The organism is Actinomadura vinacea (assembly GCF_039532545.1).
In the GTDB taxonomy this organism is placed as follows: Bacteria; Actinomycetota; Actinomycetes; order Streptosporangiales; family Streptosporangiaceae; genus Spirillospora; species Spirillospora vinacea.
Window position 1 is genome coordinate 120122 of record NZ_BAAARW010000022.1, and the last position, 11703, is coordinate 131824.

The following is an 11703-nucleotide window of genomic DNA, read 5'->3' on the forward strand; positions in this document are numbered from 1 at the left end:
TGTCCTTCCCCCAGGCGCTGTTCAACAGCGTGCTGAGACCGGCGCGGTCGTGCTGGCGGCACCGGCCGGGTACGCGCTGGCCCGGCGGGGTTTCCGGCTGTCCGGCCTGGTGTTCGGGCTGTTCACCCTTGCACTGATCATGCCGATACGGCTCGGGATGATCCCGCTGTACGCCTTCATGGTGGAGGCCGGGCTCACCGGTACCGCGTCGGGCTGATCTTGGTCTACCTGGGTCTCCAGATGCCGCTGGCGGTCTTCCTCTACACCGGCTTCTTCCGCGGGCTGCCGACCGCCTACGAGGAGGCCGCGCGGGTGGACGGCGCCCGGCCGCTACGCCTCTTCGTCCAGATCGTGTTCCCCCTGGTGGGGCCGGTCACGGGCGTGGTCGCCACGCTGACGGGGGCCGCGCGGGTCGGCCTGACCATGCGATGGCGGCCCTGGGCGTATGTGGGCACGCCGTTGTTCGCCGTGTTCCTGTTCGCTGTGTTCGCCCAGGGCCACAGCCTGCCCGATTCGCCCCCGTTCGGCTTCGCGGGGGGCCGGGCGTCGCGGTCGCCGCCCTTGTGTACGGCGGCCTCTGCATCATCATGAACGGGTACGGCCTCGGCGAGATCCCCCCGTGGATCATGCCGCCCTACGGCGGCTCGATCGATGGGCTGTTCAACCCGGCGCCGAACCTGATCCTGCTGGCCTCCGTCCTGCTGATCGGCGCGCTGGCCGTCCATCTCCGGGCACGGGCGCGGCTGCGTTCGGCCGCGGCCCAGATTCCGGCATGAGCGAGCTTGCCGGGCCGGCCTGAGACGCCGCCTCAGCTGTGCGAACGACCACCGGATGGCAGGCGACCGGCCCGATGGCGCTGCGGCGTACGTCGCTGGAGCGCCGTGACCTGCGCCCAGATGACATCGCGGTGCAGGTCGACTACTGCGGGGTGTGCCGTACCGATCTGCACGCCCTGCATGACTACGACCAGCACGCGAAAGCGCCCCTGGTGCCCGGTCACGAACTCACCGGCGTGGTAACCGAGATCGGCTCCGAGGTGACCGCCTTCTCGGTCGGCGACCGCGTCGCGGTGGGCAACATCGTCGACTCCTGCGGCGTGTGCGCCATGTGCGAAGCCGGGCAGGAGAATTTCTGCCACTCCTTCCCGACCCTGACCTACGGCGGCACCGGCCGGCAGGACGGGTCGACCACCCTGGGCGGCTACTCCCGCGAGTACGTCGTGCGCGACACATTCGCCTACCCGCTCCCCTCCGGCCTCGCCCCGGCCGCGGCCGCCCCGCTGCTGTGCGCCGGCATCACCGTCTGGGAACCCCTGCGCTCCCTCGGCGTGGGCCCCGGCAGCCGCGTCGCCGTGGCCGGGCTCGGCGGCCTGGGCCACCTCGCGGTCAAGATGGCCGTGGCGCTCGGCGCCACCACGACCGTCATCAGCCGTACGCAGGACAAGCGCGAGGACGCCCGCCGGCTCGGTGCTCACGACCTCATCGCCGCCACGGACACCCAGCGGATGGCCGCGGCACGCGACACCTTCGACGTCGTCATCGACACCATCTCCGCACCCCACGACCTCGCCCCGTATCTGAAACTGGTGGCGATGGACGGCACCCTCAGCCTCCTCGGATACCTGGGCCCGGTCACCGTCGAGGCCATGGACCTGCTCGTGGGCCGCAAGAAGCTCAGCTCCGCGGGCAGCGGAGGCCTCCCCGCGACAGCCGAGATGCTCCAGTTCTGCGCCGACAACGGCATCGCCGCCGACGTCGAAGTGCTTCCCTCGTCACAGCTGGACACGGCACTCGACCGGCTCCGGCGAAACGACGTCCGGTACCGCTTCGTGCTCGACATGTCCGACCTGGACTGAAGAGGCGACTGGCCGGGCCATGGTGGGCGGCTCTGCCAGCAGCGCGCACCCGGTTGCGGCGAGTCGCGGTCGTCTCGTCCTGTCGGTGCCGAGCCGTACGCCGGTCAAGGGGAGCAGACGCGGATGCTGCTTGCTTCCTGAAAGACCCATTTCAGCGCTGTTGACTGGTCGACTCCACCTTCGACCGACCCTGCGAGGTGGCCCCGGCGGCTGGCGACGCTGGACCGGCGCGGCGGCTTCCTGGACGAGGCCGGCCGCTGCGCCGAGTTCTGCGTCCGCCCAGGCGTCGGCGCGTTCGCCCACCACGGACGCCGACGTCATCTTCAGCCACGACGGCACACTGGAGGACGGCGCCCGGCCGGTCGTCACCAGATGAGGGTGGCGACCAGGCCGAGGACGGCGCAGATGCCGAGGGTGCGCAGGACGCTCCAGCGGAGCAGGAAGATCATGGTGAGGGCGGCCAGGGTGATGGCCAGGGCGGTGGGGCGCCAGGTGGCGGGGTCGGGGATCAGCAGGTGGACGGGGCCCCAGTCGGTGGTGTGGGTGTCGCGGAAGAGGGTGTGGGGGGCGAAGTAGACGGCGAGGTTGGCGATGACGCCGACGACGGCGGCGGTTATGCCGGTCAGGGCGGCGGAGATGGAGGAGTTGCCGCGCAGTCGTTCGACGTAGGGGGCGCCGAGGAAGATGAAGATGAAGCAGGGGACGAAGGTGACCCAGGTGGTCAGGAGCGCGCCGAGTAGGGCGGCGGCCCAGGGGTCCAGGTCGCCGGGGTTGCGGTAGGCGCCGACGAACGCCACGAACTGCACGACCATGATGAGCGGTCCGGGGGTGGTCTCGGCCAGGGCGAGGCCGCGGACCATCTCGCCGGGGTTGAGCCAGCCGTAGGTCTGGACGGCCTGCTGGGCGACGTAGGACAGCACGGCGTAGGCGCCGCCGAAGGTGACCAGGGCGGTGCCGGAGAAGAACAGGCCCTGGTCGGTGAAGACGCTGCCGGTGCCGGTGAGGGCGGCGACGGCTGCCAGCGGTGCTCCCCACAGGACGAGCCCGGCGGCCAGCACCCTGGCTCCGCGCCGCGGGCTGGGCGGTTCGTGGTGCAGGATGTCGTCGGAGATCAGTGGTTCGGGGCCGCCGTCGCCGTCGCCGTTGCGCAACAGCGGCCGGGTGAGGGCGAGGATCTCCTCGTCCCCGACGACCATGGACAGGCCGCGGAGCACCACGTCCAGGCCGGGGGCCTCGGGGGCGTCGTAGCGCTCGTCGTCCAGGTCGGCCTCGTGGACGATCTCGGCGATCCGCCACAGCACCGGATCGGTCAGCTCGTAGCGGCGCAGGATCGTCTCGAAGCTGCAGTCGCCGCCGTGGTGGCCCAGGTCCACGCCCCGCATGTCGAAGCCGGTCGCCTCGCCCGGCACCTGGGCGGGGTCGGCGACGAACACGAACTCGGCGCCGGCGTCGATCTCGCGGCGGATCAGCCAGGCACAGGCGGCCCGGTCGATGTGGATCCCCTGGCGGGTGGCCCACTTCATGACGGCTCCTCGATAGCGGCGGCGCCGGTGTCTGCAACGGCGGTGTCGGTCTGCGGGAGGGCCGGGGCGGCTGATGGGCGGGTCAGGTCCTCGACCGCGGCGCGGGCCTGGTCGCGTTCGGCCGGCGGGAAGTAGTCGCGGCGCATGATGCGCCGCAGTTCGCCGCGCAGCCGCCGCACCGCACCCGCCCGCGCGGCTCCGGTCAGCGCGAGAGCGGCCAGCGCCTCCTCGCGCACCGCGGCGTACTCCTGCGCCCGGGCCTGGGCCATCGCGGCGGCCAGGGCACGCTCCTGCGCCTGGGTGGCCGGGCGGGCCAGCCAGAGACCGGCGGTGCCGCCGGCTTCGGTGACCTCCTCGGCGATCCACTCCAGCTGCTCGCGGGTGCGGGCATCGCACGGCAGCGCCACCAGCCCGTCGCCCAGCTGGGCCACGCCGAGCCGCTTGAGCTTGCGCCACACCGCGATCCGCGGCGCCGACGGCTCGCGCGGTACCCGATACGACAGCAGCACCCACTCACCCGGCCGCGGCGGCGGGCCGTTCAATGCAGACCCCCGCTATCCCCAATCATGTAACCATGGTTACATCAATCCTGGATCGCCCGCAACACCCGGCTGTCGAACGACGCGAACGTGCTGACGCGCAGCGGCGGCGTGAGTTGCGCAGTACGCTCATGTGCGGGAACAGGTTGAAGTGCTGGAACGCCATGCCGATCTGCTGCCGGAGCAGATCGCCCTCCAGCATGCTCGACCACGTCGACCGCCGCGGTGGTGGCGTGGTCGTCCTGGACGACCACGATCCGCTTGCCTTGGGCTCCCGGAAGTTCTTCTCGAGGGGCCGATCGCTAGGCGAAGTCCTCGATGAGGTGCGCCAGTTCGACGGGCTTGTCGCCCTGGATGGAATGGCCTGCGCCTTCGACGGTCTCGATCCGTGCCTGGGAGCGGCGGCGCGTGAACTCGGTGATGTCGTCCGGGGAGACGACGCCGGAGAGTGATCCCAGGACCAGCATCGTCGGTGCCCGCACCTTGGCGAGATCGTCCCAGAGGCCCTCGAATCCGAAGCGGTCGCCGGGCGGCCGGAGCCGGTCGTAGCGCCATTGCCATGTGCCGTCGGGGGCGCGGCGCGCGTTGTGCATGACGCCTCTGCGCAGCGAGCTCACCGATCTGCCCGGATGGAAGCGGGCCGTCCGTGCCAGTAGTTCGTCCAGGGATCCGAACGTCTCGGGACCGTTGACGAACGCCGCGATCGGCGCGGCCTTCTCGCGGGTCACGCCGGGGGTGACGTCCACGACGACGAGCCTGCGCACCAGCGACGGATGTTGTGCGGCCAGGCGGATCGCCGTGAGTCCGCCCAGCGACATGCCCACGACCGATCCGGCCTGGGGGGCGAGCCGCTCGATGGCGATGGCGACCGCATCGGCGTTGCGGACGGGCCAGTAGTCCCGGTCCTCACGCCAGTCGGAGTGTCCGTGGCCGGGCAGATCGACCGCGATCAGGGGATGGCCGAGCGCCAGGGCGACGGTGTCCCACGTGTGCGCGTTCTGCGCGCCGCCGTGCAGCAGCACGGTCCGGGGCGGTCCTTCGCCCCAGACCAGGGCGCTCACTCGCTGCTTCGGCCCGACCTCGACGAACTCTCGCCGTACGGTCGGCGGACCCGCCCAAGGTAGGCCGGCTTCTCGGGCGTTCTCCTCGAAGAACCCGAACTCGTCGTAGTCCATGTCACCTCATGCCCGTAGAAGTTACGTTTCGCCTCCTGCTCTCATACCACCGGATGTCGTCGGGGAGGTTGCCGGGACGTGGACCCGGCTCGCCGGGGCCGGGTTCGTCGACCGCCGGCCTGCTGTGGGATTGCTCACGAACTGCCGAGATTGACCGTATACACACGTGTACGTAATATCCCCACTTATCCGGTAGGAATAACCAGCTTGCCTTCGATTCCATCGAAACGCCGCCGCTCGTCCGCTGAGGGGAAACCGTGAACGACCTTTCTCGCCGCCGCATACTGCAGGGCGCCCTGCTCGGCGCCGGTGCGCTGACCTTGAACGCCTGCCGGAACCCCTTCTCCGCCTCGTCCGGCTCGGCCGGCGGCTCGTCCTCCGGCCCGGTCGTCTTCGGCGTCTCCGCGCCGATGACCGGTGACAGCGCCGAATACGGGGCGATCTGGAAGAAGGCATTCGACCTCGCGCTCGCTGAGGCCAACCAGGCCGGCGGGATCGGCGGCCGGAAGATCCAGGTGGACGTCCAGGACAGCCAGGCCGCGCCGCGCCAGGCCGTGACGATCGCCCAGAAGTTCGCCTCGGACGACCGGATCGTCGCCGAACTCGGCGACTTCGCCAGCCCGGCGTCGATGGCCGCGTCCAGCATCTACGAACGGGCGAAGCTGACCCAGTTCGGGATCACCGACTCGCACCCGGACTTCACCAAGGGCGGCGAGTACGTGTGGAGCAACGCCCAGAGCCAGAACGACGCCGCCAAGAGCCAGGCCGACCTGGCGCACAAGCACGGCAAGCGGCACGCGGTCGTCTACCTGGACACCGACTGGGGCGCCACGGTCTGGAAGATCTACGAGAAGTCGGCCAAGGCCAACGGTGACACGATCACCTACTCGTCCGGGTTCATCGCCTCCTCCACCGACTTCCGGCCGACGCTGATCAAGGCGCGCCAGTCGAACCCCGACATGCTCGTCATCATCGGCTACTACAAGGACGCCGCCCTGCTCACCCAGCAGGCCCGCTCCGTCGGCTTCGAGAAGCTGCCGATCGTCATCGCCAACAGCGCGTACTCGCCGCAGTTCCTCGCGCTCGGCGGGACGGCGACCGAGGGCGTCCGGCTCAGCACCACGTTCTTCGCCGACGAGCCGCGCCCCGAGGTGCGGGAGTTCGTGAAGAAGTGGCGGGGACGCTACAAGGAGACCCCCGACATGTTCGCCGCCGGCGCCTACGACGCCATCAACATCCTCATCTGGGCGGCGAAGAAGCACGGCGCCACCCGGGAGGGCATCCACCAGGGGCTGCTCAAGGGCAAGGACATCCCGAGCGTGAGCTACGGCCCGCTCACGTTCGGCCCGGACCGGCGCGTCGCCGGGGCGCGCTTCCTGGAGGTCGTCGTCAAGGGCGGCAAGTACGTCCTGGCCGACGGGGCCGAGTGAGCCGATGCTTTCGATCCTCGTCTCGGGAGTCATCAACGGCGGCGCCTACGCGCTGCTCGCGGTGGGCATCTCGCTGATCTTCGGCGTCTCCAACCTGATCAACCTGGCCCAGGGCTCGGTGTTCGCCGTGGGCGCGCTGACCGGCTGGTGGCTGATCGCCGAGATGCACTGGCCGCTGTGGGCGGCGGTGATCGGCGTCGTGCTGTTCACCGGGCTGCTCGGCCTCGTCATCAACGTGCTCGCGGTGCAACCGCTCGCCGGTGCCCCGCCGATCGCCGCGCTGCTGGCCACCTTCGGCGTCTCGATCATCCTGGAGAACGCCGCCCAGCTGGTCTTCTCGCCGGAAACCCGGCGGTTCCCGCAGCTGCTGTCCAGCGACGACTTCGAGGTGGCCGGGGTGCGGTTCGGGACGCTGCACGTCGTCATCCTCACGATCACGGCGGTGGTGATCGCCGCGCTGGCGGCGTTCCTCCGCCACCACCGGCTCGGCCAGGCCATCCGCGCCACCGCGCAGGACCGCCAGGCCGCCGCGCAGATGGGCATCCCGGTGCGGGCCGTGGACAACGCGGCGTTCGTCCTGGCGTCCGCGCTCGGCGGGCTCGCCGGGGTGTTCGTCGGCATGTACGTCAGCAACATCAACCCGACCATCGGCGCCATGGCGGTGTTCGAGGCGTTCACCGCGGCCACCCTGGGCGGGCTCGGCAACATGCCCGGCGCGATCGTCGGCGGGCTGCTGCTCGGCATCGCCGAGGCGTTCGGCATCGCCCAGTGGGGCGACGGCGCCCGCCAGCTCATCACGTTCACGGTGCTGATCGCGGTGCTGTGGCTGCGGCCGTCCGGGCTGCTCGGCAAGGCCCGCACGCTCGCGGCCGAGCCGATGACGGGGACGTTCTTCGGGAGCGGCACCCCGTACCGGCTGCACCGCAGGCAGGCGGCGGCGCTCATCGTGTTCGCCGTGGCGGTCGCGCCGTTCCTGTTCAGCGACTACGTGCTGGAGGTCGGGGCGCAGATCCTGGTGTTCGCGATCCTCGCGCTGTCGCTGACGCTGCTCGCGGGCAACGCCGGGCAGATGTCCCTCGGCCAGGCGGGCCCGCTCGCGCTCGGCTCCTACGCGTCCGCGCTGCTCACCACCCGCATCGGCCTCGGGTTCTGGACGGCCCTGCTCGTCTCCGGGGTCGTCGCCGCGGTCGTCAGCGTGGTGCTGGTTGCGCCGAGCTGGCGGCTGCGCGGCCACTACGTCGCGATCGCCACCCTCGGCACCGGCATGATGGTCGCGGCGTTCATGCTGAACGCCGACTGGCTGACGGGCGGGCCGCAGGGCATCTCCGGGATTCCGCAGCCGCGGATCCTGGGGTTCCGGTTCGAGACGCCCGCCACGTTCTACCTGCTCAACCTGGTGGTCCTGCTGCTGGTCATCGGCGTCGTCCGGCGGCTGCAGAACTCGCCGCTCGGCACCGTGTGGTCGGCGATCCGGGAGGACGAGGTCGCGGTGCGGTCGGCGGGCGTGAACGCGGCGTCCTACAAGTCCCTGGCGTTCGCCATCGGCGGGTTCATCGCCGGGATCGCCGGCAGCCTGCAGGCCCACCAGTACGGCTACATCGACCCCAGCGTGTTCAACATGCAGATCTCACTGCTGGCCGTGACGATCGTGGTGCTGGGCGGGATCAGCTCGCCGCTCGGCGTCGTCCTCGGGAGCATTGTGCTCGTCGGCGTCCCCGAGCTGTTCCGCGACCTGCAGGACTACCGGATGCTCTTCTACGGGCTGGTGCTGGTGCTCCTCGTCCGGTTCCGACCTCAGGGTCTCCTCGGAAGGGCCGCCGACACGAGCGGCGGAGCCGTCCGGGGGGTCTTGAGGACCGCCCCCAGAAGGGACACGGCATGAGCGGCGAACTTCTCCAGGTGTCGGGCCTGTCGCTCTCGTACGGCAGCCTGCGCGCGGTCGACGACGTCTCCTTCACCGTCCGCGAGGGCGAGGTCGTGAGCGTCATCGGCCCGAACGGATCGGGGAAGACGACCACGATCAACCTGATCAGCGGGCTGCTCGCGCCGCACGCGGGACGCATCGTCTTCGCCGGGCGGGAGATCCAGGGCCACAAGGCGCACCGCGTCGCGAAGGCGGGGATCGCCCGCACCTTCCAGAACGGCCGCGTCTTCGGGAACCTGACCGTCGCCGCGAACGTGGAGGTCGCGCTGCACGCCACGCGGCGCGCGAGCCGCCCGCTGAGCACGTGGTCGGACACACCGGTGGCGCGCTGGGCGCCGCTGTTCCTGGAGGCGGTGGCGAGCCTGGTCGGCGGGCCGCGCCGGCGCCGCGAGCAGGAGGAGGTGCGGCGCCTCGTCGCCGAGCAGCTCGACCGGTTCCCCGACAGGCTGCCGGAGCGCGCCGAACACAGCGCCCACACCCTGTCGTACGCGAACCGGCGGCGCACCGAGATCGCCCGGGCGCTGGTGCCGAACCCGCGCCTGCTGCTCCTGGACGAGCCCACGGCCGGCATGAACCCGGCGGAGACCGACGAGATCATGCGCAAGCTGCTGGAACTGAAGGAGGCAGGCCAGACGATGCTCCTGGTCGAGCACAAGATGGACCTGGTCAACGCCGTCTCCGACCGGGTGGTGGTGCTGGACGGCGGCAAGCTGCTGGTCGACGGCGCCCCCGAGGTCGTCCAGGCCGACCCCCGGGTCATCGAGGCCTACCTCGGACGGCGAAGGGCACCGGTGACCGATGACTGATCCGATCTTGTCGCTGCGCGACGTGGACGTCCACTACGGGCACTTCCACGCGCTGCGCTCGGTGTCGATCGAGGTGTTCGAGGGCGAGATCGTCTGCCTGCTGGGCGGCAACGCGTCCGGCAAGTCCACCACGATGAAGACGATCCTCGGCCTGGTGCGCCCGACCGGCGGGCAGGTCCTGCTGGACGGCGCCGACATCACCCGCGAGCCGACACCGGCCCGGATCCGCCGGGGCATCGCCTCGGTGCCGGAGGCCCGGCGGGTGTTCCCGGAGATGACCGTCGAGGAGAACCTGCGGATGGGCGCGTTCACCCGCGGGTCCCGGCGGGAGATCGCCGCGGATCTGGCGAAGATGTACGACCTGTTCCCGCGCATCGCCGAACGGCGCCGCCAGGACGCGGGGACGCTGAGCGGCGGGGAGCAGCAGATGCTCGCGTTCGCGCGCGCGTTGATGTCGCGGCCGAGAGTGGTGTGCATGGACGAGCCGACGATGGGTCTGTCGCCGCTGTTCGTCGACCGGGTCCTCGACACCGTCGTCCAGCTCAACCGGGAGCTGGGCGTCACCGCGTTCATGGTCGAGCAGAACGCCGAGCTGGCGCTGTCGATCGCGCACCGCGGCTACCTGCTCGCGACCGGCGAACTCGTGACGTCCGGTCCGGCGCGGGAGTTGGTGGATGATCCGAAGATCCGGGAGTCCTACCTCGGCAAGACAGTCCAGCGTGAAACGGAGGCATCATGACCGCAATACCCGACGAGTTCGACCACCTCGTCTACGCCACGCCCGACCTCGCCGGCACGGTCGCGGACTTCGCCCGCCGCACGGGCGCCGAGCCCGTCGTCGGCGGCGCGCACCCGGGCCGCGGAACCGCCAACTTCCTGGTCGGGCTGGGCGGCGCGCGCTACCTGGAGATCATCGGCCCGGACCCCGAGCAGCCCGAGCCGGAGCTGCCGCGCCCGTTCGGCATCGACCACCTGGCCGCGGCCAAGGTCGTCACCTGGGTGATCCGCCCCGCGGACCTGGACGCCGCCGTCGCCCGCGCCAGGGAACGGGGCTACGATCCCGGCGACGTGCGGCCGATGAGCCGCCGTACCCCTGCCGGGTCGCTGCTGGAGTGGCGGCTCACGCCGTCGGAGGACGCCCACCCGTCCGGCGTCGTCCCGTTCCTCATCGACTGGGGCGCGGCCGTGCACCCGACGGCGGCCGGGCTGCCGGAGACGCCGCTGACGGCGCTGACCCTGCGGGCGCAGGACCCCGCCGAGATCGCGCCGCTGCTGGACGCCCTGGACGTGGACCTTCCGGTGGAGACCGGCGAGCCCGGCGTCAGCTTCACCATCGACACCCCGAACGGGAGCGTCACCCTTCTCTGACCGGCCGGACCTGGCCGGCGCGGCACCCTCCCGACGACACGAGAAAAGGCGGTCATGGCAGACACCATGCGCGCGGTCGTGCTCACCGAACACGGCGACCTGGACAAGCTGAGCCTGCGCGAGGAGCATCCGCGCCCGCGGGCGGAGCCCGGCGAGGTCGTGGTCAAGGTGGGGGCCACCTCGTTCAACTACCACGACGTGTTCACCATGCGGGGGATGCCGGGCATCCGCGTCCCGCTGCCCATCGTCATCGGGCTCGACATCGCCGGCGAGGTCGAGGAGACGGGCGAGGGCATCGAAGGCTGGCGGCCCGGCGACCGGGTGCTCGTCCATCCGCACCACCCGCGGCGCGGGCTGATGGGGGAGACCCTCGACGGCGGGCTGGCCCAGTACGTCATGGTGTCGGCGGAGCAGCTGATCGCCCTGCCGGACAAGGTCTCCTTCACCGACGCCGCCGCGCTGCCGGTCGCCTACGGGACCGCGCACCGCATGATCGTCGACAAGGAGACCGTCCGGGCGGGCGATTCGGTACTGGTGCTCGGCGCGTCCGGCGGCGTCGGCACCGCGTCGGTGATCCTCGCCAAGAAGCTCGGCGCCGAGGTGATCGCGGCCGTCGGCAGCGCGGAGAAGGCGCGGCGGATGCTCGAACTGGGCGCCGACCACGTCATCGACTACCGCGAGACCGACTTCCTCCAGTGGGTCAAGGACCGCTACGGCAAACCGCGGCGGCACGGCTACGACGGCGGCGTGGACGTCGTCGTCAACTACACCGGCGGCGACACCTGGGCGCCGACCCTGCGCGCCGTGAAGCGCGGCGGGAAGATCCTCGTCTGCGGCGCCACGGCCGGGTTCGACCCGCCCGAGGACCTGCGCTACATCTGGACGTTCGAGCTCCAGGTGGTCGGCTCCAACGGGTTCACCGCCGAGGACTTCCGTGCCCTGCTCGCCGGTGTGGCCGCCGGCGAGTTCGCGCCCGTCGTCGACGACGTCCTGCCGCTGTCCAAGGCGCACGAAGGGCTGCGCAGGCTCCGCGACCGCGAGGTCATCGGCAAGGTCGTCGTCGACCCGTGGCTGGAGGGCTGA

At 71.0% G+C, this 11703-nt stretch carries 14 protein-coding genes; 10 read left to right on the forward strand and 4 right to left on the reverse strand.

From position 1 onward, the window contains the following. Window positions 1–49 precede the first annotated feature (49 nt). Genes ABD340_RS30405 through ABD340_RS30420 form a run of 4 tightly spaced genes read left to right on the forward strand, consistent with a single transcriptional unit; the run spans window position 50 to window position 1855 of the window. Window positions 50–217 (forward strand): hypothetical protein, encoded by a 168-nt coding sequence (locus tag ABD340_RS30405; protein ID WP_344593577.1) that lies wholly within the window; start codon window positions 50–52, stop codon window positions 215–217. A 2-nt stretch (window positions 218–219) separates the two neighbouring features. Beyond that, on the forward strand, window positions 220–591 hold the full coding sequence (locus tag ABD340_RS30410) for an ABC transporter permease subunit (RefSeq protein WP_344593579.1): 372 nt from the start codon (window positions 220–222) through the stop codon (window positions 589–591). Further along, entirely contained in the window at window positions 588–776 is a 189-nt protein-coding gene (locus ABD340_RS30415; RefSeq protein ID WP_344593580.1) for a hypothetical protein, read from the forward strand. Before ABD340_RS30410 ends, ABD340_RS30415 begins: the two co-directional genes overlap by 4 nt. Window positions 777–814: 38 nt before the next feature. Beyond that, complete coding sequence (locus tag ABD340_RS30420) at window positions 815–1855, forward strand: NAD(P)-dependent alcohol dehydrogenase (protein WP_344593582.1); 1041 nt, start codon at window positions 815–817, stop codon at window positions 1853–1855. A gap of 365 nt (window positions 1856–2220) precedes the next feature. On the opposite strand, the gene ABD340_RS30425 is transcribed toward ABD340_RS30420, so the two are convergent. The 4 genes from ABD340_RS30425 to ABD340_RS30440 form a co-directional block, all read right to left on the reverse strand. Beyond that, entirely contained in the window at window positions 2221–3378 is a 1158-nt protein-coding gene (locus tag ABD340_RS30425; protein ID WP_344593583.1) for a chromate resistance protein ChrB domain-containing protein, read from the reverse strand. Further along, window positions 3375–3887: a Chromate resistance protein ChrB gene (locus ABD340_RS30430; RefSeq protein WP_344593585.1), complete on the reverse strand. Its 513-nt coding sequence runs from the start codon at window positions 3885–3887 to the stop codon at window positions 3375–3377. Before ABD340_RS30430 ends, ABD340_RS30425 begins: the two co-directional genes overlap by 4 nt. Before the next feature lie 74 nt (window positions 3888–3961). Further along, entirely contained in the window at window positions 3962–4171 is a 210-nt protein-coding gene (locus ABD340_RS30435; RefSeq protein WP_344593586.1) for a hypothetical protein, read from the reverse strand. A gap of 48 nt (window positions 4172–4219) precedes the next feature. Then, on the reverse strand, window positions 4220–5092 hold the full coding sequence (locus tag ABD340_RS30440; protein ID WP_344593587.1) for an alpha/beta fold hydrolase: 873 nt from the start codon (window positions 5090–5092) through the stop codon (window positions 4220–4222). Window positions 5093–5349: 257 nt separating this feature from the next. On the opposite strand from ABD340_RS30440, the gene ABD340_RS30445 reads away from it, so the two are divergent. From ABD340_RS30445 to ABD340_RS30470, 6 genes are read left to right on the forward strand one after another with little or no spacing between them, the layout of a single operon-like run. After that, window positions 5350–6522 (forward strand): ABC transporter substrate-binding protein, encoded by a 1173-nt coding sequence (locus ABD340_RS30445; RefSeq protein WP_344593589.1) that lies wholly within the window; start codon window positions 5350–5352, stop codon window positions 6520–6522. Window positions 6523–6526: 4 nt separating this feature from the next. Next, window positions 6527–8404 (forward strand): ABC transporter permease, encoded by a 1878-nt coding sequence (locus tag ABD340_RS30450; protein WP_344593590.1) that lies wholly within the window; start codon window positions 6527–6529, stop codon window positions 8402–8404. Beyond that, entirely contained in the window at window positions 8401–9252 is an 852-nt protein-coding gene (locus ABD340_RS30455; RefSeq protein ID WP_344593592.1) for an ABC transporter ATP-binding protein, read from the forward strand. The genes ABD340_RS30450 and ABD340_RS30455 overlap by 4 nt, the downstream gene beginning before the upstream one ends. Then, window positions 9245–9991 carry an ABC transporter ATP-binding protein gene (locus ABD340_RS30460; protein ID WP_344593594.1) on the forward strand — a complete coding sequence of 249 codons (747 nt, stop codon included), beginning with the start codon at window positions 9245–9247 and terminating at the stop codon, window positions 9989–9991. The genes ABD340_RS30455 and ABD340_RS30460 overlap by 8 nt, the downstream gene beginning before the upstream one ends. Continuing rightward, window positions 9988–10620 (forward strand): VOC family protein, encoded by a 633-nt coding sequence (locus tag ABD340_RS30465; RefSeq protein ID WP_344593595.1) that lies wholly within the window; start codon window positions 9988–9990, stop codon window positions 10618–10620. The genes ABD340_RS30460 and ABD340_RS30465 overlap by 4 nt, the downstream gene beginning before the upstream one ends. A gap of 54 nt (window positions 10621–10674) precedes the next feature. Continuing rightward, window positions 10675–11703, forward strand: coding sequence for a zinc-binding dehydrogenase (locus tag ABD340_RS30470; protein WP_344593597.1), 1029 nt, complete (start codon window positions 10675–10677; stop codon window positions 11701–11703).

Excerpts from the sequence above, each read along its gene's own strand:
- ABD340_RS30450 (WP_344593590.1), top strand. The coding sequence starts at position 6,527 with ATGCTTTCGATCCTCGTCTCGGGAGTCATCAACGGCGGCGCCTACGCG.
- ABD340_RS30455 (WP_344593592.1), top strand. The coding sequence starts at position 8,401 with ATGAGCGGCGAACTTCTCCAGGTGTCGGGCCTGTCGCTCTCGTACGGC.
- ABD340_RS30440 (WP_344593587.1), bottom strand. The coding sequence starts at position 5,092 with ATGGACTACGACGAGTTCGGGTTCTTCGAGGAGAACGCCCGAGAAGCC.
- ABD340_RS30415 (WP_344593580.1), top strand. The coding sequence starts at position 588 with ATGAACGGGTACGGCCTCGGCGAGATCCCCCCGTGGATCATGCCGCCC.
- ABD340_RS30425 (WP_344593583.1), bottom strand. The coding sequence starts at position 3,378 with ATGAAGTGGGCCACCCGCCAGGGGATCCACATCGACCGGGCCGCCTGT.
- ABD340_RS30465 (WP_344593595.1), top strand. The coding sequence starts at position 9,988 with ATGACCGCAATACCCGACGAGTTCGACCACCTCGTCTACGCCACGCCC.
- ABD340_RS30470 (WP_344593597.1), top strand. The coding sequence starts at position 10,675 with ATGGCAGACACCATGCGCGCGGTCGTGCTCACCGAACACGGCGACCTG.
- ABD340_RS30460 (WP_344593594.1), top strand. The coding sequence starts at position 9,245 with ATGACTGATCCGATCTTGTCGCTGCGCGACGTGGACGTCCACTACGGG.